Raw genomic sequence first — 19,003 nt, 5'->3', positions numbered from 1 at the left:
CCCCCCCCCCCGCCGCCGACTGATTCAGCGCAGGGGGGTAAGCCGGTCGGTGCCCAGGCGCTCCTGAAGGACCTTCGGGACCAGGACGCTGCCGTCGGCCTGCTGGTACTGCTCCAGGATGGCCGGGAAGAGCCGGCTCGTCGCCAGCGCCGAACCGTTGAGCGTGTGCACGAAACGGGTCTGCTTGCCGCCCGGCTCGCGGTAGCGGATGGCCGCCCGACGAGCCTGGTAGTCGCCGGCCCAGGAAACCGACGACACCTCCTTGTACTTGCCGGTGCTCGGCATCCACACCTCGATGTCGAGCGTCTTCTTCATCGAGGCGCTGGCGTCACCGGCCGAGAGCAGCGTGCGCTGGTAGTGCAGGCCGAGACCCTCGACCAGGCTCTCGGCGTGGGCGAGCATCTCCTCAAGAGCGGCGTCGGCCTGCTCCGGCAGGGTGAACTGGAAGATCTCCACCTTGTTGAACTGGTGCCCCCGCACCGTGCCGCGCTCGTCCGAGTGCGAACCGGCCGACTCCCGCCGGTAACACGGGGTGTACGCGAACGCCTTCAGCGGCAGCTTCGGGGTCTCCAGGATCTCGTCCTGGTACGCGCCGAGGATCGCCGTCTCCGACGTGGGCAGCAGGAACTGGCCGCGCGGGGCGGACGCCGCATCCAGGTGGTAGACGTCGTCGTAGAACTTGGGGAACTGCCCGGCGGCGAAGCCGGCCGAATCCAGCAGCAGGTGCGGCGGGAGCAGGAACTCGTAGCCGGCCTTGATGTGCTGGTCGACGAAGTAGTTGAGCAGCGCCCACTCCAGCCGGGCGCCGATGCCCGTGTAGATCCAGAAGCCGGACCCGCCGAGCTTGACCCCGCGCTCGTAGTCGACCAGGCCCAACGCCCGGCTCAGCTCCACGTGGTCGCGGACCTTCTCGATCACCGGAGGCTCACCGAAGGTCTTCACCACCCGGTTGGCTTCCTTGCCGCCGGCCACCACGTCGTCGCTGGGCAGGTTGGGCAGCTCGCTCATCGCGTCCCGCAGCCGGGCCTGCACCTCGTCCAGCTGGGACTCCAGGTCGGCGAGCTGCCGACGCTCCGCCTCCGGCGCGGCGACCTGCGGCTCCTCGCCGGCCCGCTTTGCCTGCGCGTACGCCCGGGCCTCCGCCTTGCGGCGCTGCCGCTCGGCGTCGATCTCCGTGATCAGCGCGCGTCGTTCCTGGTCGAGCCGCTGGATCTCGTCCAGGGATCGGGTGACCTCGGCGGGATCCAGTCGCTTCGCCAACGCGGTCGCCACTGCTTCGCGATCCTTCCGGATCAACTCCATGTCGAGCATGCTGCTCCGTACGCCTCCGTCCGGGGTCACAGGTGAATCACCAGATGCTACCGTCGCGGCCCCCTGGGCCCGGGGCGGGGAGGTTCTAGAGCCGGATCGGCATCAGCACCGAGTAGGTGTCCGCGTCGTCCGGTCGGCGTACGGCCAGCGGGGCGATCGGCCCGTCCAGCTCCAGCACCAGTTGCGGCGCTCCGGCCGCGTTCAACGCGTCCAGCAGGTAACCACCGTCCACCCCGACCCGCATTGCGTCGGTGCCCAGGTCGGTGGCGGGGAGCAGCCGCAGCTCGCCCCGGTCGTCGACGCCGAGCACGGTGACCGCACGGGTCGTGCCGTCATGGTCGCGGGCGACGGTGGGGGCCGCCGGGTCGGCCAACGCGGCGCGCAGGGAGGCCACGTCGACAGGGATCCGGCGCGCGGTGGGCCGCTCGCCGACGGCCTTGCGCAGCAGCCGGCGGTAGTCCGGGAAGTCGTACGGCAGGGCGGTGCCCGTCACCGTGCCCTCGGCCACCCGCACCCGCAGGTCCGCGCCCGTAACTGTCAGCCGGACCGGCCAGGTGTCGGCGGCGTCGAGCAGTGGCCGGAGCTGGTCGACGAGGGCCACCGGCACGAACACCCGCACCGGCGGGCCGTCGACGTCGGCCCCGGCCCGAGCCAGCGCCAGTCGGTACCGGTCGGTGGCGACGAGTCGGACGCCGTCGGTCTCCACGTCGAACAGCACACCGGCGAGCATCGGCAGCTCCGGGTCGACGGTGACGGCGAAGCGCACCGCGTCGAGCGCGGCGGCCAGGGCGGCGGGGGAGATCAGCAGCGTGGTGGCGGTCGGCGGGGTCGGGTCCAGCAGGGCCCGGAGCCGGTCGACCTCACGGCGGGCGTCGTCGAGCCCGTCGGCGAGCCGGCGCAGGTGCGCGTCGAGCAGCTGGTGCACCACTGCCGGCTCGGCGCGTACCGCGGCGGCGATCTGCGGCACCGGCATGCCGATCCGGCGCAGTCCGGCCACCAGCCGGGCCGGCGCGACCTGCTCGTCGGTGTACCAGCGGTAGCCGGTCACCGGGTCGACCAGGGCCGGTTCCAGCACCCCGGCCGAGTCGTAGAAGCGCAGGGCGCTGACCGTCAGGCCGCTGGCCCGGGCCAGCTCGCCGATGCTGTGCAGGTGGCTCACGCTGGGCATCCTGCCCCCTCGACCCGGTTGAGGGTCAAGCCGGGCGTTCCAGCACCCGGAAGGTGAGGCCGGCCCGGACCAGCCGGTCGAGCAGCGCGTCACCCATCGCGGCGACCGGGGTGAGCTGCCCGGCGGTCGGCGGCAGGTTGTCGAGCGCCAGGCACAGCGCCGACTCGCCGAGCATCTTCGCCGTCTCGTCGTAGCCGGGGTCACCACCGGCGACCTCGGTGACCACCCGCTGCCCACCGCCGGTGCCGACGAAACGGACCCGGAACCACGACGACGCCCGCTGCTGGGCCGTGGGCCCCTGCCCGGACGAGAGCCGGCCGAGCAGCCAGCGCCGACTGGGCGGCAGCTTCACCAGCCCGACCAGCGCGCCGAGCCCGGCGGCACCGACAAGCACCGTGGGTAGCCGCTTCACCGCGGCGAAGTGCCGGTAGCGGAAGTCCGGGCCGTACTCCGGGCGGGCCGCCGCCGAGCGCCGCACCACCTGCGGGTCGATGGTCGGCAGCGGCACCGTCCAGATGCCCAGCTCCGCCGAGCGGGCCAGCCGGCCGGGCACCGCCCGGACCCGACGGGCGGCGGGGCGCGGCTCGACCGCCCGACGCTCCCGGGCGGCCCGGCTGGCCTGCCCGGTACGGGAGAACGCGGTGAGCGCCGAATGGTAGGTGCCGGCGGAGAACCGGCCGCCGGCGCGCACGTACCCGTCCACGGTGATCGGGACGTCGGCGGGCAGTTGCTTGACGGTGAACCAGACGCCCACGTCGTGCGGGACGGAGTCGAAGCCGCAGGCGTGCACCAGCCGGGCGCCGCTGCGGGTCGCCTCGGCGTGGTGACGCACGTACATCAGGTCGACGAACTCCGGCTCGCCGGTGATGTCCAGGTAGTCGGTGCCGGCCCGGGCGCAGGCGGCGACGAGCGGCTCCCCGTGGTGGATGTACGGGCCGACGGTGCTGGCCACCACCCGGGCGTTCTCCGCCACCACCCGTAGCGAGTCGGCGTCGGTCACGTCGGCGGTGAGCAACGGCAGGTCGGCCAGGCCCGGGTCGACGGCGGCGAGCCGGTCCCGGACGGCGGCGAGGCGCTGCGGGTTGCGCCCGGCCAGCGCCCAGCGCAGCCCGGCCGGTGCGTGTCGGGCCAGGTACTCGGCGGTCAGGCCGCCGGTGAACCCGGTCGCGCCGAACAACACCACGTCGTACGTTCGCTCCACGGCCATCCCCGGAGTCTGCCATTCGCCCCCGCCGATCGACACTCGTCACGGCGTGAACACGGCCCGTACGCAACCGTCGGCCCGGTCCCGGAACAGCGCGTACCCCTCGGGGCCCCGCGCCAACGGCAGTCGGTGGGTAGCCAGGTGCTCGGTCCGCAGCTCGTCGCGGGCCATCCGGTCCAGCAGCATCGGCACATCGCGCAGGTCGGGCCGGCCCGCGCCGTGCAGCGTGAGCCGCCGCTCGGTCAGCGCACCCAGCGGGAACGCGTCGACGAACCCGGCCGTCCCGCCGAGCACCACCACCACGCCGCTCTTGCGGCAGGCGTGCACCGCCTCCCGCAGCGCGTCCGGCCGGTCGGCGTGCTGACCGCCGAACCGGTCGGCAATCGACCGGGTCGGCGGTGTGCCGACCGCCACCACGCACACGTCCGGCCCGCGCCCACCGCTGCGGTCGCGCAGCTCGGCGGCGATGTCGTCGCGGCGGTAGTCGAGCGGCTCGGCGTCGCAGTGCCGCTCGGCCATCCGCAACCGCTCCTCGTACCGGTCCACGATCAGCACCCGGGTGGCACCGCGCCGCACCGCCGCCCACCCGGCCAACTGACCCACCGCCCCGGCGCCCCAGATCGCCACCACGTCGCCGGGGCGCACCGCACCCACCTCGGCGGCGAGCCACCCGCTCGGCGCGGCGTCGGCGGCGAACACCGCCCGGTCGTCGTCGACGCCGTCCGGCACCCGGAACGCGCTCACGTCGGCGTACGGCACCCGCACGTACTCGGCGTGACCGCCCGCGAAACCGCCGGCCGCCCTCGGCCGGCCGAAGCACCCGGCGTCCGAGTGGGCCCAGTCGGGGTCGGCGCTGGCCAGGTCGGCATGGGCGTTGTCGCAGCAGGAGTGCCGGCCCTGGCGGCAGTACCAGCAGCCGCCGCAGGCCACGCTCGCGCCGACCACCACCCGGTCGCCCACCCGGTGTCGGCGAACCCCGGGGCCGACCTCCACCACCTCGCCGAGGAACTCCGCGCCGAGCACGTCGCCGACGCGCAGCAGCGGGTGCCGACCGGACAGCAGCGGCAGATCACCCCCGCTGGTGGCGCTGCGCCGCACCCGCACGATGACGTCGCGCTCGTTGCGCAGCTCCGGGTCGGGCACCTCGCGTACCCCCAGCTCACCGGCGGCCACCCAGCACAGCGCCCTCACCCGGGAACCTCGGGGCGGTCCAGCGCGGAGCGGTCCGCGCGCAGCACCTCACCGGTCTCCACCCGCTGCTTGACCTGGCGCAGCGCCCGGCGGACCAGCAGAGCAGGGTCGTCGCCGACCAGGTGCGCGGCCAGCCCGGTGGGCGGGGTGACGCCGGCCAGCGGCCGGGCGGCCAGCTCGGTGCCGCGGTCGCCGGGCGCCGGCCGCACCCGCACCTCGACCGCCCCGTCCAGGCGGCGCAGCGGCTCCGGCCACCGGCCGTCGGGAAGCACCTGCTCCGGCGGCCGGTCGACGGTCACCACCTCCCACCGGGCCGGCGCGGCAGCGTCGCCGTCCGCGCCGCGCCGGCCACCCCGACGGGGTACGCGCAGCAACCGTGCCGCCCCGGCCAGCGCCGCGCCGCCGAGGGCGGGTCCCGCCCGCGCCAGCCGTCCCATCGGCACCACCCGTCCTCCCGGTTCACGTCCCCCGATCGTCGGTCGCGGCCGGGTGAAGCGCGCTCGCCCGGAAGGGGTGAACCGGCCCGGGTCGGGTAACCGCTCGCCGACCGGGGGCGGAGCGCGTGGTGGGGGTGGGGCTGGGTGCCGGAACAGAATCGGGTACGGGTCGAACCGGCGCCGGGGCCACCGCTGTTGGCGTCCCGGCTGACACCGGCCGTGCCGCCGGAACCGGTGGTGGCCCGACCCCGCCTGCTGCGCCGGCTGGACGAGGGCAGTGCGGGACCGGTGACGGTGGTGGCCGCCCCGGCCGGTTGGGGCAAGACGACACTGCTCGCCTCCTGGGTGCGGCTGGGCGGCCCCGCACCCGACGTCGAGCCCGGCGAGGTCGTGCCCGACTCCGGCGACCTGTCGGTGTCGCCTGCGGACACCCCGGTCTCGGCCTGGATGTCGGTCGAGGCCGGCGACGACTCCGACCGGCTCTGGGCGTACCTCGCCGCGGCGCTGCGCTCGGCGATCGGGTCGACCGACGACGGCCCGGTGCCGGACCGGCCACCGCGCCCCGACCAACTGGAGGCGTTGGCCGCCACGCTCGCCGCCGCCGACCGGCCGGTGCTGCTGATCCTGGACGACCTGCACCGGGTCACCGACCCGGGGGCGTTGACCGGCCTGGAGTTCCTGCTGCGGCATGCCGGCCGGCGGCTCCGGCTGGTGATCGGCGCGCGCGCCGGACTGCACCTGCCACTGCACCGGCTGCGCCTCGCCGGTGAGCTGACCGAGATCGGCCCGGACGAGCTGGCGTTCACCGACGACGAGGTGGCCGACCTGCTCACCGCCCACGCCGCCGCGCTGCCGGCGAACGCCGTGCACCGGCTTCGGGAGCGCACCGGCGGCTGGCCGGCCGCGCTGCGCATCGCGGCCCTGGCGATCCGGGGACAACCCGACCCGGAGCGCTGGGTGGGGCAGTTCGGCGGGGACCAACCGGAGATCGCCGGCTACCTGCACGAGGAGGTGCTGGCGACGCTCGACCCGGCCGAGGTGGACCTGCTGCGGCGTACCGCAGTGGTCGACACCGTCTGCGCCGACCTGGCCGAGGCCCTCACCGGCCGCGCCGACGCCGGGCAGGCGTTGGCCAACCTGGCCGGGACCGGTGGCCTGCTGCACCGGGAGGACACCCGGCCACCCTGGTACCGGTGTGAGCCGCTGCTCGCCGACCTGCTCCGCGCCGACCTGGCCCGGTTGCCCGCCGACGAGCTGCGCGAGCTGCACGTGCGGGCCGCCGACTGGTACGCGGGCGACGGCCGGCCCGCCGACGGACTGCGGCACGCCCTGGCCGCCGGCCGCTGGGACCTGGCCGGTGACCTGTTCGTCGCGCACTGGCCGGAGCTGACCCGCTACGACAGTGGCCCGGTGCACGCGCCGGCACCCGCGCCGCCGCCAGCGGAGGTGATCCGGGCCGACCCGGAGGTGGCGTTGGCCTGCGCCGCCGAGCGGGCGTACGCCGGTGACCTACCGGCGGCCGGCGGTCACCTGCGCGCCGCCGCCGGGTACGCCGCGGGCCTGCCGGTGCCGCGCCGGGACCGGTTCCTGCGGTTGGTCACCGCGCTGGAGCTGACCGTGGCCCGGCTCGCCGACGACCGCGGTGAGGTGCGGGCCGCCGCCGCTCGCCTGTTGCGCACCCGCCCGTCGGACGCCACGCCGACCCGGGTGCCGGACAGCCCGCCGACCGGTGTGCTCAGCTCCGCCCCGACAGCCGGTGGCGGCGGCGCTGCGGACGACCTGGACCTGCGGGCGTTCACCGGCACCGCCCTGGGGCTGGTCGAGATGGCCGACGGCGCGCTGCCCACCGCCCGGTTCGTCCGGGCCCGGGCGGCAGCTCGGGAGGCTGAGCGACCGCGCACCGAGCTGGTCGGCGCCAGCCGCGCCGCGCTGCTGCTCGCGGTACGCGGCGAACTGCGGGCGGCCGAGCAGGCAGCCCGGGACGCGCTTGGCATGCCGCCCTGCCGGGGCTGGTCCTGTCGGCTCGACTGCGGCTACGCGTACCTGGCTCTCGCGGTGGTGGCGCTGCTGCGCGACCAGCCCGACGAGGCCACCGCGAACCTCGCCCTCGCCCTCCCGGCGCTCGACCTGGCGGGCGGCTGGTCCGGCGACGCGGAGGTGGGCGACGAGTGGCTGGCCGCCGCGGCCGGTGAACCGGTGGCGGCGGCGGTGGCCGCGTTGTGCGGGGCTCAGCTGCGCCGCGACTCCGGCGACCCGGCGGCCGGCCAGCGGCTGCTCGTCCGGGCCCGGGAGGCGTTGGCCGACCGGCCGTCCGCCGCCAGGTTGACCGGTCTGCTGCGGGCCGCCGAAGCCGAGCTGCGTGCCACGCGGGGCGACCTGGACTCCGCCCGCGACCTGCTGACCGACGCCACCGAGGAGGGGACCGACCCGGCGCTCGCGGTGACGTTGGCGAAGGTGCAACTGCTGGCCGGAGACCCCGCAGCCGCCGCGCGCGCCCTGCCGGACTGGCAGGCGCCGGCCGCCACCGCCTGGCCGTTACCGGTACGCCTGGACGCGCGCCTGCTGGACGCGGTGCTGGCCGAGCGGGCCGGGGACGGGCGTCGGGCCGGCCGGATCCTGGAGCAGACGCTGGACCTGGCCGGCCCGCAGGGCTGCCGGAGGGTCTTCACCCGGGCCGAGCCGCCCGTGCGGGACCTGCTCGCCGCGCACCTGGACGCCGGCACCGCGCACTTCGCGCTCGTCAGTGACCTCGTCCGGGGGGCGGGGCAGAGCACCGCCGGGCCGGCCACCGGGCCACGGGGCGCGCTCGACGAGCCGCTGACCGAGCGGGAGCTGACCATCCTGCGCTATCTGCAGAGCATCCTGTCCAACGTGGAGATCGCCAGCGAGTTGTCCCTCTCGGTCAACACGGTGAAGACCCACGTCCGCAACATCTACCGCAAGCTCGACGCGACCCGCCGGCGTGAGGCGGTCCGGCGGGCGCGCGAGCTGCGGCTGATCTGAACGGACACGGGTCAGGCGTTGGCGGCGGCGTCCACGGCCGTCAGCAGGTCGGGCAGGTCGTACCCGCCGTCGTGCCGGACGCCGTTGACGAACAGGGTCGGGGTGCCGTTCACCCCGCTGCGGATGCCACCGACGAAGTCCCGGCGCACCCGGTCCGCGTGCGTCCGGTTCTCCACCTCGGCGTTCAACTCGTCCGGCGGCAGGCCGACCTGCTCGACACCGAGCGAGAGGTGCACCGGGTCGAGCTGGTCCTGGTGCTCGTAGAGCCAGTCGTGCATCTCCCAGAACCGGCCCCGGACACCGGCGGCCTCGGCCGTCTCGGCGGCGCGTTCGGCGTACGGGTGCACGTTGGCGATCGGGAAGTAGCGGTAGACCAGCCGGACGGTGTCGGTCCGCTGCCGCAGCAACTCGTGCAGGTTCGGGTACGCGGCACCGCAGAACGGGCACTGGAAGTCGCCGTACTCGACGATGGTCACCGCCGCGTCGGCCGGCCCCCGGATGTGGTCCTCGGTGGTCACCGGGTCGCGAAGGCGGGCGGTGACCTGCAGTGGCGTGCTCATCCGGTCATCACCTCCCGATCGGCGGCGAGTTGGTCCAGCGCGTCGAAGATGCCGTCGGCGCCGGGGTTCACCTCGGGCGGTGACAGGTAGCTCCAGTTCACCGTCCCGGCCGGGTCGAGCACGACCAGCGCGCGGGCCGCCTCGCCCCGCTCCGGCAGGTACGCGCCGTAGCGGCGGGCCACCTCGCCCTTCGGCTCGAAGTCGGACAGCAGCGGGAACTCGATGCCCTTGCTCTCCGCGAACGCCCGGTGCGACCAGATGCCGTCCACCGACACGCCGAGCATCGCCGCCTGGTACTGGGCGAAGACGGGTGCCGCCGACTGGTAGAGCGACATCTGGTCCCCGCAGACCGGGCTCCAGTCGGCGGGGTAGAAGGCGAGTACGACGGGCCGGCCACGGAACTGCTCAGGCCCGACGAGAGCCCCGTCCGGGGTGGCCGGCAATGTGAAACCAGGCGCGGAACGTCCCGGTTGGATCAGCCCGTTCGGATCACTCATGCCCCCAGCCTGCTCCCGGGGCGGGTGAGGTGGGCTCACCCACCCCGGGTGGTTCCGCGCCCGCTCGGCGCTGGCGGGCTCAGCGCAGCACCGGGGCGACCGCGATGTGGTTCTGCACCTCCCGGATGCCCGGCGCGGACCAGGCCACCTGCTCGACCTCGGCCCGCTCGGGCATCGAGTGCACCAACCCGGCGAGGATCGCCGTGTCGCCGTGCACCCGGACGCTGATCCGTTCGGCCTCGGTCGCTCCGGCCCGGGCCAGCGCGTCGACGATCCGTTCGGCCAGGTTGTGGCCGTCCGGCGCGCTGGCCGGTCGGACGGTGATGCCGTTGCTGACCCCGCGTACGCCGGTCAGTCGGGCGACCGCGCGTTCGGCGGCTCGGCGCTGGTACTCCCACTCGACGTCGCCGTGCAACGTCACCCAGCCGGCCGAGACGGTCACCTGGAGTTTCTCGATGGGCACGAACGCGTCCCACTCCAGCGCGTGGCTGGCTGCGGCGGCCAGGTCGCTGTCGGCGCGCTCGGTGCTGTCGGTCAGCTGCACGGCCACGTCGTTGGCGACCGCCCGGACCGAGGTGACCCGGTGCGCGGCCCGTTCGGCGGCCCACTTCTTGGCATAGCTGTCCACGCGGCCGGTCAGGGTGACGACGCCCTCGGCGACGGTCACGCCGATCTCGTGCGGCTGCACCCGCGGTTCCCAGGTCAGCTCATCGAGGACGGCGGACTGGATGTCCTGATCGGTGCGGTTGATCTCCGCGATGGCCATCTGTCCTCCTCCGCTCTGGCGATGGCGGACCTGGCGCTGGTCGCGGCCGGAGGTCCGCCGTGCCGCCAGCCTGCCGCCGCCCGGGGTGAGCCGCCCTCGCCCGGACCGGGTGAGGGCGTGGCCCGACCTGGGCGGCACGGCGGGAAGGCGCGGACCAACATCGATGGTGGGAGCGCTTCCAAAGCGAGCGGCTTTCGGTTACGGTAATCGCGTTCCTCGATCGCGGGAGCCGTCGCGTCGGGTGATGGAGCCAGGGCAGCTCCGTCCGTTCCCGTCGTCGTGCTCGTCCCCCGGGCCACGGCGTCACCAGGCGATCGCCCCCGTCCCCCGGGGCTCCATCGAGAGGAACCGCAGATGCGGAGAAGTCTCGCCGGCACCGTCGTGTCCGTGCTGGCCGCCGCCACCGCCGTCGTGGTGGTCCCGTTCACCGCCGCCGGGTCGGCCCCCGCCCCGGCCGCGGCGGAGGCGTACACCTGGCGGAACGTCCCGGTCGGCGGCGGCGGTTTCGTCCCCGGCATCGTCTTCAACCCCACCGAGAAGAACCTCATCTACGCGCGCACCGACATCGGTGGGGCGTACCGCTGGGAACAGGGCAGCCAGTCCTGGACGCCGCTGCTCGACTGGGTCGGCGCCGACCGGTGGGGCTACAACGGCGTGGTCAGCATCGCCACCGACCCGGTGCAGACCAACCGGGTGTACGCCGCGGTCGGCATGTACACCAACGGCTGGGACCCGAACAACGGCGCGATCCTGCGTTCGACCGACAAGGGCGCCAGCTGGCAGGCAACCGAACTGCCGTTCAAGAACGGCGGCAACATGCCGGGGCGGGGAATGGGGGAGCGGCTCGCCGTCGACCCCAACCGGAACAGCATCGTGTACTACGGCGCAGAGGGCGGCAACGGGCTCTGGCGCAGCACCGACCACGGCGCGACCTGGGCCCGCGTCACCGCCTTCCCCAACGTCGGCAACTACCGGGCCGACCCCAGCGACCCGAACGGCTACAACGGGCAGAACCAGGGCCTGACCTGGGTCAGCTTCGACAAGAGCACCGGCGCCGCCGGCTCCACCACGCAGACCATCTACGTGGGCGTGGCGGACAAGGACAACCCGGTCTACCGCAGCACCGACGGCGGCGTCACCTGGGCGCGCATCCCCGGTCAGCCCACCGGCTACCTCGCCCACAAGGGCGTCGTCGACCCGGTCGGCGGTCACCTCTACATCGCCACCAGCGACACCGGCGGCCCGTACGACGGCGGCAAGGGCGACGTCTGGAAGTTCACCAGGTCGACCGGGGCCTGGACGCGGATCAGCCCGGTGCCGTCCACCAGTGCCGACGCCTACTTCGGCTACAGCGGGCTGACCATCGACCGGCAACGCCCGAACACCCTGCTGGTCGCCACCCAGGTGTCCTGGTGGCCGGACGCCATCTTCTTCCGCAGCACCGACGGCGGGGCGAGCTGGACGCGGATCTGGGAGTTCACCAACTACCCGGAGAGGTCGCGCCGCTACACCATGGACATCAGCTCGGTGCCCTGGCTGACCTTCGGTGTCAACCCCGCGCCGCCTGAGGAGAGCCCCAAGCTCGGCTGGATGAACGAGTCGGTGGAGATCGACCCGCACGACTCCAACCGGATGATGTACGGCACCGGCGCCACCATCTACGGCACCACCGACCTGACCAGGTGGGACACCGGTGGTCAGTTCACGCTCCGGCCGATGGTCCGGGGGCTGGAGGAGACCGCCGTCCTCGACCTGGTCAGCCCGCCCAGCGGCGCACCGCTGATCAGCGCGCTCGGCGACGTCGGCGGGTTCCGACACACCGACCTGGACACCATCCCGTCGATGCTGTTCACCCAGCCGGTCTTCACGAGCACCACCAGCCTGGACTACGCGGAGAACAAGCCCGCGGTGCTGGTGCGCGCCGGCAACTTCACCGACGCCGACCGGCCCAACGACAGTCACGTCGCCTTCTCCACCGACGGCGGAGCCACCTGGTTCCAGGGCACCGAACCCTCCGGGGTCAACCTGGGTGGCACGGTGGCCGCCGCCGCGGACGGCAGCCGGTTCGTCTGGGCACCCGGTGACGCCGGGCAGCGCGTCGTCCACGCTGTCGGTTTCGGCAACTCCTGGGCGCCGTCGACCGGCATTCCGGCGAACGCGACCATCGAGTCCGACCGGGTCGACCCCGCCCGGTTCTACGGCTTCAGCGGCGGGCGCTTCTATCTGAGCACCGACGGCGGGGCCAGCTTCACCCCGACCGCGGCGACCGGTCTGCCCACCACCGACGTGCGGTTCAAGGCCCTGCCGGGCCGGGCCGGCGAGGTGTGGCTGGCCGGGCCGGGTGGCCTGTGGCGCTCCGCCGACGCGGGCGCGAGCTTCACCAGGCTGAGCGGCGTCAGCGCCAGCGGCAACGTCGGCTTCGGCAAGGCGGCACCCGGGCGGACCAACCCCGCCGTGTTCCTCTACGGCACGGTGAACGGTCAACCCGGCGTGCACCGCTCCGACGACACCGGCGCGACCTGGGTACGCGTCAACGACGACCGCCACCAGTACGGCAACCCGACCGAGGCGTTGACCGGTGACCCGCGTGTCTACGGTCGGGTCTACCTCGGCACCAACGGTCGCGGGATCCTGGTCGCCGAGCGCAGCGGCGAGCCCCCGACCACGCCTCCGCCGACCACTCCGCCGCCGGCCGCCGGATGTGCGGCGACCTACCGGGTGACCGGCTCCTGGTCAGGCGGCTTCCAGGCCGAGTTGACGGTCAGCAACACCGGCAGCGCCCCCATCGCCGGGTGGACGCTGGGCTGGACCTTCACCGACGGCCAGCGGATCAACCAACTCTGGGGCGGCACCCACACCCAGGCCGGGGCCGCGGTAACGGTCCGGGACAGCGGCTGGAACGGCGCGCTCGCCGCCGGGGCCGGCACCACCGCAGGTTTCCTCGGCTCCTGGACCGGCACCAACACGCCCCCGACGGCCATCACCTGCACGAGTCGCTGAGCGGGTGATCCGGGTCGGGACCCCGGATCACCACCAGACACCGGTCCGCCGGGCCGCCTGAGGGGTCCGGCACCCGGCGGACCGGTTCCACCCCGGCACCACGACGGGCCCCACCCGAGAAAGGTCGAGTGGGGCCCGTGCTGCTGTCGTTCAGACGGCGGGGGAGTTGGGGCGGTCGACGTCGACGAACTCCACGTCGTCCACGGCACGGTCGTCGCGGCTGCCGGCGGCCCGCGCGGCGGAACCGACGGCCCATCCGACCGCCGCGCCGGCGAGCGCGGCGCCGATCAGCAGCGTCCAGGGCAGTGCCGGCTGGCGGCCGGCGAGCGCGTCGAAGGCCAGCGAGGCGCGGCGTCGCGCCTCCTCGGCGGCGGATCCCACCAGGTCACCGGCCCCGTCGGCGAGGTCACTGCTGCTGCGACGGGCCGAGCGGGCGGTGTCCAGCACACTGTCTCCGGCGGAGCTGACCGCCGAGAGCAGGTGCTCCCAGGCCTGCTCAGCGATCCGCTCCGGCTTGCTGCGGCGGTCCAGCAGGTTGGTTCCGAACATCGTGGTTACCTCCTCGGGTGCCGAAGCCGCCGGCCACTTCGGACTTCGGCGTCTTTCCAGCGCGTCACGGTGTCGTCCACCCCGCAGTGCCCCGCGTCAGCCGGACGCAAACCCCGACCGCCGCGGAGCACCGCCAGCTCGGCGCGCCGCCACCCCGGCGCGCCACCGACTCAGCGCACCGCTGACACGGTGATGCCGCGGGCGAAGTCGTCGTCATCGTCGTCATCGTCGTCTCCGCCACCGAAACCGCAGGCCAGGACGAGGGCGAGCAGCGCGCCGACGCCGGCCAACCCGGCAAGTCGCTTGATCATCGAAGATCCTCTCCGTCACGGCGGGTGTCCCGGCCGATGCTAGGGCGCGTGGGCAACCGACGGCGCGGATCACACCCGCCGACCGACTGCGACACGCCGACGGCGCACGGGGCGGGCGTACGTCGGGGACCGGTTGTCGGGCGTGCCGCGTCCGGACCGCTACCCTGGTTCGGCGGCGCGTCGGTCCCGACTGATCGTCGATGCTCGGATAACAAAAACTCTTGAGTAATCAAATACTGAAAAGTGCGGATATGGGCAGCTTTTTGGGCCCGGATCCGCGAATTGCTCATCCCGAGGGGTGGCGACCGAGGCCATCGGAGGAATACTCTCGGTCGCGGCCCGCGTACTGATGAGGCGCCCGGGGGACGGGCGGGTGGAGGTGCTCGCGTGAGCCTGTCGATCGTGAAGTCGGTTCTGTCCGGTGGTGTCGTGGAGATCGCCCCACGGGGCGAAATCGACGTCGACACCGCGTACGAGGTGCGCGAAGCGATCGCGGAGGTGCTGGCCAAGGGCCGGCCGCTGCGCATCGAACTCAACATGAGGCTGGTCACCTTCATCGACTCGGTCGGCATCAGCGCCATGGTGGCCGGCTTCCAGACGGCCGAGGTCAGCGACGTCAAGCTGGTCGTCACCGAGCCGAGCCGGTTCGTGCACCGGCAGCTCTGGGTGACGGGCCTGCTCGGCCTCTTCGGCGCCCCGGAGCCCTACTTCGCCGGCGCCGCCACCCCCGAGGTGCTGCCCGGCGCCTGAGCGCCCGTCAGGGCTGCTCGTCCAGGCCGGTCAGGTCGATGTCGGTCGCCTCGCTGACCGCTCGGACGGCGGTCACCGACGCGTACCCGGCGGCCAGCAACGCCACGTCCGTGCCGGGCTGCGCGGCCTGCCCCGGTTCCTCCAGCGAGGTACGGACGAAGCCGTGGCCGGATTCGGCCACCGTCATCTGCACCTGACCGAAGCTGGCCAGGCGGCCTCGTCGCACCCCACGAAGCTGCCCGTGCGGCAGGTCCGGGGCGTTCACGTTGAGCACGCTCTCCGACGGCGCGGAGGTCAACCGGGGGAGCAGGTCCAGGGCGACCCGCGCGGCGGTGCTCCAGTGCCGTTCGGCATCGCGTACCCGGGCGGCGGCGTCCACCGCGGCGCCACCGCTCGCGGCCGTCGCCTCGCCGGCCGAGAGCACGTCGAGGGAGACCGCCATCGCCCGGCACCCGTTCGTGGCGGCGGTGAAGGCGGCACCCACGGTTCCGGAGTGCAGCACCGCCCGGCCGGCGTTGGCACCCCGGTTGACCCCGGAGAGCACCACCGACGGCGGTGGACCGAACGCCCCGTGCAGGGCGATCAGCGTGATGAAGCCGGGGGACCCGGCGACCCCGTACGCCGGCACACCGGCCAGGTCCGGCAACGGGTGGTCGTTCACGACGACCCGCCCGTCGCGTTCCATGGCGCTCATCGCGGCGCTGGTGCCGCTCGCCTCCTCCATCGGCGCGGCGACCACCACGTCCAGGCCCCGCTGCCTGGCCGCCCAGGCCAGTGCCTGGATGCCCGGCGCCGCGATCCCGTCGTCGTTGGTGATCAACACTCGCAGTGTCATCGCTCGGCCACCCGGTCGGCCAACTCGTCCGGGGTGGTCCGCTCCTGCTGCCGGCTGTCCGCTGGCACCAGTCGGACCCGGTCCACCAGGCCGGTGATCGAGTCCAGTCGTCCGGTGCCCAGGCCGTGCCGGGTCACGTTCAGTGCGCCGGCGGCGGCGCCGGTGCGGATGGCAGTGCGGATGTCCCCGCCCCGGGCCACGACGGCCGCCACTCCGGCGGTCATCGAGTCGCCCGCGCCGCGTGGGTCGGCGGCCTCCAGCCGGGGCATCTCGACCTGGAACAACTCCCCGTCGATGAGCGCCAACGCCGGCTGGTCGGCGCGACTCACCACGACGGTCTCGGCGCCGCCCGCGTGCAACTCGTACATGGCCTGGGTCAGCTCCACGGTGTCGTCGCTGCGGGCGCGGCCGTCGCGGATCAACTCCTCGTGACTCACCTTGAGGAAGAACACCCCGCTCTCCAGCACCGAACCAAGGTGATCGCCGGAGAGGTCGACCACCACCCGGCCGCCGTTCGCGCCGAGGTCGGCGGCGAAGCGTCGGTACAGGTCGGCGGGTACGAGCCAGGGCTCGTTGGGTCCACTGAGGATGCTCACCGAGGCCCGCAGGCCCTCGCCGAGGGCGAGGTTGTACAACTCGTCGATCTCATGCCGGCTCAGTGGCTGCCCGGGTACGTCGACGATCTCCTGCCGGGAGCCGTCCCGGCGATCGTGCACGTACCCGCCGCTGCCGGAGTCACGGACCACCACCTTGAGGTCCACGCCCTCGCTGACCAGCAGCGGCTCCAGCACCTGGCCGATCTCACCACCGAGGGCGGTGCAGAGCACCACGTCGACCCCGAGGGAGATCACCATCCGGGACTGCCAGACGCCCTGCCCGCCGGGGTGCAGGTGCAGCTCGGGGTGATCGTTGGGCTGGTCAACGGTCACCGTCAGCTGTGGAGTGGGCGCGAAGACCATCACGTGCCCGCTCATCGGTTGTCGCCGTACAGGTGGCCGCGCTCCGGCATCTTCGGAAGATTTCGCACTAACTGATCTTAATGGGACATATGAGGGCACGGCACCGCATCGGCCCGGCCCCGGCGCGGCGTCGGGGCGATCGGGCGTTGCCAGCCGGACATCGGTACGGGACGATCGGGCGACCAACGGCGGCGGGAGACGGTGTGCTCAGCAGCGATACCTTCAGCTACACCGTCCAGGCCCGGAGTTCACCAGCCGAGGCCGCGGCGCTGCTCAGCGACCTGACCCGGCAGGGCGAGCTGCATCCGCTGATCGTCCGGGTCCGCCGGGTGCCACCCCGGCCCGGAGCGCGGGCCAGCTACACGATCAACGACCGGTTGGTGGCCGGCCCGCTGCACTTCCGGACCACCTACCACGCGGACGTGCTGATCAGCGAGACCGACGAGATCGTCATGGTGGCCCGCCAGTGGCCAGCCACCACCGTGCGCAACCACACCCGGCTGCGCGCCGAGCCCGACGGCCTGGTCCGCATCGACGTGGAGATCACCCTGACGGCGCCGACGCCGCTGTTCCGGTACGCGTTCCGCCAGGCCCGAGCAGCCCACCTCGCCCTCGCCACCCGGCTGGGCGCGGCCCTCGACCACGCCGGCGACCCCCCACCACCCCCGGCCTGACCCACCGCCGCGCGCCGCCCCTCCGCCCCTCCGCCCCTCCGCTTCATGATCGTGCTCAGTCCTGGTTCGGGCGCGATCATGGGTGGGCGGTGTCGCTAGGGGCGTGCGGTAGCGCGGCCACGGCCGGTGAGGGTGGCTGCGGCGGTGCGCCGGCGGCCCCACGGCTTGTAGGTGGAGAGCACCGTCGCGATGATCATCAGGCTGGTCGACACGGCCGGCGCGATGACCAGGTCGGCGCGATCCCGGGCGGGCAGGGCGGCGCCGACCGCTCCGGCGTGGCGCAGGTTCGGGATGAGCAGGAACAGCACCAGCCCGACCATCACCGTGGTGAGCACGAGCTTGGCCAGCACCCAGCGGTGCCGCAGCAGGCCCCACGGGGTGAGCAGCGAACTGGCCACTCCGATCAGCCAGACCAGGACGCTCAGCGGCGCGAACAGCACAGTGCCGATCAGGGCCGTGACCGGGTAGACCACCGCCGGGTCGGCGCCCCGCTGCACGGCGATGCCGAGGGTGAGCAGCACCAGGTCGGTGCCGAGCCAGCCGAGCGAGGTGACGAGGTGCAGGGTGAGCAGCGCCTTGCGGGTGGTGGGTCGAATCCGAGGCATACCGCGATGCTGCCCGCCGGCCCCGGCCGGGTCGTCCGCCGAGCGACGACATCAGGGGTACGCCCGGCGACGTAGCCGGCCCCGGACGCAGGTGATGCCTGTGAGTCATCGTGATGACTCACAGGCATCACCACGCGTGGGTCAGTAGACCGACAGGTGTACGTGGTTGGTGTGGTCGGTGGACGGGGTTCCGTGCGCCCCGCTGTACGACTTCCATCCGCTGCTGGGCAGCCAGATCTGCTTGTACCAGATCACGTAGAGCACGGCGAGCCGGTCCGCGTTACGGATGAAGTACGCGGCCAGGTTGTTGCCGTAGGTCTTGTCGCCGCCGGTCGCGGCTCCGCCGAAGCCGCCCTTCTGTGCGGCGAAGTCGCAGGCCCGGCCCTTCGGGTGCTCACCGGAGCCGCTGGGGCGGTGGCACGAGACGTACCTGGTGAAGCCCGCGGCCTTGGCCTGGTTGAGCGCGTGCAGGGTGCGCGGGGTGATGCAGCCGCTGGCCGGCGTCGGGTCGTTGACGCTGCACGACTCGGCGGGCCAGGAGCCGTCGGAGTTGCGCGGCGCGGCCGTCGCGTTGGCGGTGGAGGTGCCCCGGTTGGAGCCCGTGTCGGCGGCGCTCTGCGTCTTGGGTGTGGTGGCCACGGTCAGGGCCCGTTCGGCCTGTTCCTTGCGCTTGGCCATCACCGCGACCTGCTTGCGCTGTTCGGTGATCTCGCCGTCCAGTGCGACCCGGGTGCGGGTGGCCTGGTCCTTGCTCTGCAGCAGGTCGCGCAGCACCCGGTCCTCGTTGGCGGCCACCGCGTCCAGGGCGGCTGCCCGGTCCATGAAGCCTTCCGGGGTGCTGCTGTTGAGCAGCGCCGACATCGCGCCGAGTCGTCCGGTCCGGTACGCCACCTCGGCGATCTCGCCGACCTTGCCGTTGCGCTGGTCGATCTCGACCTCGATGGTCTTCAGCTGGGTGGTGAGCTGCTTCTGCCGTTGTACCGAGGTGTCCAGGGCGCGCTTGGCGTCCAGGTAGCCCTTGCTGGCCGCCTCGAGTTGGGCGCGCAACGCCGGGGTGCCGCCCTCCTCGTCGGAGTCGGGTGCGGCGGCCCGCAGGCCGGTCGGGGGAGCGGCCGAGGCGGTGCCGGCCGGAAGCGCGACGCCGAGGGCGAACATCGCGACGATCAGGGCCGCCAGTCGGGCG

The 19,003-nt window shown here is 73.6% G+C and carries 18 protein-coding genes; 4 read left to right on the top strand and 14 right to left on the bottom strand.

The window, feature by feature from the left end; genetic code table 11:
- Positions 1–24 precede the first annotated feature (24 nt).
- The 5 genes from serS to QCZ28_RS25980 all read right to left on the bottom strand — a co-directional run bounded on the left by serS (position 25) and on the right by QCZ28_RS25980 (position 5,311).
- Positions 25–1,311, bottom strand: coding sequence for a serine--tRNA ligase (gene serS / locus QCZ28_RS26000; protein ID WP_279519095.1), 1,287 nt, complete (start codon positions 1,309–1,311; stop codon positions 25–27).
- 85 nt (positions 1,312–1,396) lie between these two features.
- On the bottom strand, positions 1,397–2,479 hold the full coding sequence (locus QCZ28_RS25995; RefSeq protein WP_279519094.1) for a MerR family transcriptional regulator: 1,083 nt from the start codon (positions 2,477–2,479) through the stop codon (positions 1,397–1,399).
- 25 nt (positions 2,480–2,504) lie between these two features.
- Positions 2,505–3,686, bottom strand: a complete 1,182-nt coding sequence (locus QCZ28_RS25990) for a saccharopine dehydrogenase NADP-binding domain-containing protein (RefSeq protein WP_279519093.1) — start codon at positions 3,684–3,686, stop codon at positions 2,505–2,507.
- Positions 3,687–3,725: 39 nt separating this feature from the next.
- Entirely contained in the window at positions 3,726–4,874 is a 1,149-nt protein-coding gene (locus QCZ28_RS25985) for an alcohol dehydrogenase catalytic domain-containing protein (RefSeq protein WP_279519092.1), read from the bottom strand.
- On the bottom strand, positions 4,871–5,311 hold the full coding sequence (locus tag QCZ28_RS25980; RefSeq protein ID WP_279519091.1) for a hypothetical protein: 441 nt from the start codon (positions 5,309–5,311) through the stop codon (positions 4,871–4,873). The genes QCZ28_RS25985 and QCZ28_RS25980 overlap by 4 nt, the downstream gene beginning before the upstream one ends.
- A gap of 144 nt (positions 5,312–5,455) precedes the next feature.
- On the opposite strand from QCZ28_RS25980, the gene QCZ28_RS25975 reads away from it, so the two are divergent.
- Complete coding sequence (locus QCZ28_RS25975; protein ID WP_279519090.1) at positions 5,456–8,314, top strand: LuxR C-terminal-related transcriptional regulator; 2,859 nt, start codon at positions 5,456–5,458, stop codon at positions 8,312–8,314.
- An 11-nt stretch (positions 8,315–8,325) separates the two neighbouring features.
- On the opposite strand, the gene QCZ28_RS25970 is transcribed toward QCZ28_RS25975, so the two are convergent.
- The 3 genes from QCZ28_RS25970 to QCZ28_RS25960 all read right to left on the bottom strand — a co-directional run bounded on the left by QCZ28_RS25970 (position 8,326) and on the right by QCZ28_RS25960 (position 10,137).
- Complete coding sequence (locus tag QCZ28_RS25970) at positions 8,326–8,874, bottom strand: thioredoxin domain-containing protein (RefSeq protein ID WP_279519089.1); 549 nt, start codon at positions 8,872–8,874, stop codon at positions 8,326–8,328.
- A complete protein-coding gene (locus tag QCZ28_RS25965) occupies positions 8,871–9,371 on the bottom strand; it encodes a redoxin domain-containing protein (protein ID WP_279519088.1) in 501 nt (166 codons plus the stop codon). The genes QCZ28_RS25970 and QCZ28_RS25965 overlap by 4 nt, the downstream gene beginning before the upstream one ends.
- Before the next feature lie 79 nt (positions 9,372–9,450).
- Positions 9,451–10,137 carry a BON domain-containing protein gene (locus tag QCZ28_RS25960; protein WP_279519087.1) on the bottom strand — a complete coding sequence of 229 codons (687 nt, stop codon included), beginning with the start codon at positions 10,135–10,137 and terminating at the stop codon, positions 9,451–9,453.
- 354 nt (positions 10,138–10,491) lie between these two features.
- Between QCZ28_RS25960 and QCZ28_RS25955 the strand changes: the two genes are divergently transcribed.
- Positions 10,492–13,137 carry a cellulose binding domain-containing protein gene (locus QCZ28_RS25955; RefSeq protein ID WP_279519086.1) on the top strand — a complete coding sequence of 882 codons (2,646 nt, stop codon included), beginning with the start codon at positions 10,492–10,494 and terminating at the stop codon, positions 13,135–13,137.
- A gap of 150 nt (positions 13,138–13,287) precedes the next feature.
- Here the strand turns inward: QCZ28_RS25955 and QCZ28_RS25950 are convergent, their stop codons facing one another.
- Positions 13,288–13,686, bottom strand: a complete 399-nt coding sequence (locus QCZ28_RS25950) for a hypothetical protein (protein ID WP_279519085.1) — start codon at positions 13,684–13,686, stop codon at positions 13,288–13,290.
- 170 nt (positions 13,687–13,856) lie between these two features.
- Entirely contained in the window at positions 13,857–13,997 is a 141-nt protein-coding gene (locus QCZ28_RS25945) for a hypothetical protein (protein WP_279519084.1), read from the bottom strand.
- 387 nt (positions 13,998–14,384) lie between these two features.
- On the opposite strand from QCZ28_RS25945, the gene QCZ28_RS25940 reads away from it, so the two are divergent.
- Entirely contained in the window at positions 14,385–14,747 is a 363-nt protein-coding gene (locus QCZ28_RS25940; RefSeq protein WP_030330302.1) for an STAS domain-containing protein, read from the top strand.
- 7 nt (positions 14,748–14,754) lie between these two features.
- Here QCZ28_RS25940 and QCZ28_RS25935 read toward each other — a convergent pair whose 3' ends face one another.
- Together QCZ28_RS25935 and QCZ28_RS25930 are read right to left on the bottom strand one after the other, a co-directional pair.
- Entirely contained in the window at positions 14,755–15,582 is an 828-nt protein-coding gene (locus tag QCZ28_RS25935) for a 5'/3'-nucleotidase SurE (protein WP_279519083.1), read from the bottom strand.
- A complete protein-coding gene (locus QCZ28_RS25930; RefSeq protein ID WP_209444515.1) occupies positions 15,579–16,556 on the bottom strand; it encodes a PfkB family carbohydrate kinase in 978 nt (325 codons plus the stop codon). Before QCZ28_RS25930 ends, QCZ28_RS25935 begins: the two co-directional genes overlap by 4 nt.
- Before the next feature lie 188 nt (positions 16,557–16,744).
- On the opposite strand from QCZ28_RS25930, the gene QCZ28_RS25925 reads away from it, so the two are divergent.
- Positions 16,745–17,215, top strand: coding sequence for an SRPBCC family protein (locus QCZ28_RS25925; RefSeq protein ID WP_279519082.1), 471 nt, complete (start codon positions 16,745–16,747; stop codon positions 17,213–17,215).
- Between the two features lie 95 nt (positions 17,216–17,310).
- Here the strand turns inward: QCZ28_RS25925 and QCZ28_RS25920 are convergent, their stop codons facing one another.
- Positions 17,311–17,820 (bottom strand): hypothetical protein, encoded by a 510-nt coding sequence (locus QCZ28_RS25920; RefSeq protein WP_279519081.1) that lies wholly within the window; start codon positions 17,818–17,820, stop codon positions 17,311–17,313.
- A 141-nt stretch (positions 17,821–17,961) separates the two neighbouring features.
- Complete coding sequence (locus QCZ28_RS25915; protein ID WP_279519102.1) at positions 17,962–18,975, bottom strand: hypothetical protein; 1,014 nt, start codon at positions 18,973–18,975, stop codon at positions 17,962–17,964.
- Positions 18,976–19,003: the final 28 nt, after the last annotated feature.

This window comes from Micromonospora sp. DH14, from assembly GCF_029809455.1.
Classification (GTDB): Bacteria; Actinomycetota; Actinomycetes; order Mycobacteriales; family Micromonosporaceae; genus Micromonospora; species Micromonospora parva.
The sequence above is the reverse complement of the archived record's forward strand: the minus strand, read 5'-3'. Positions and strand labels throughout refer to the sequence as shown.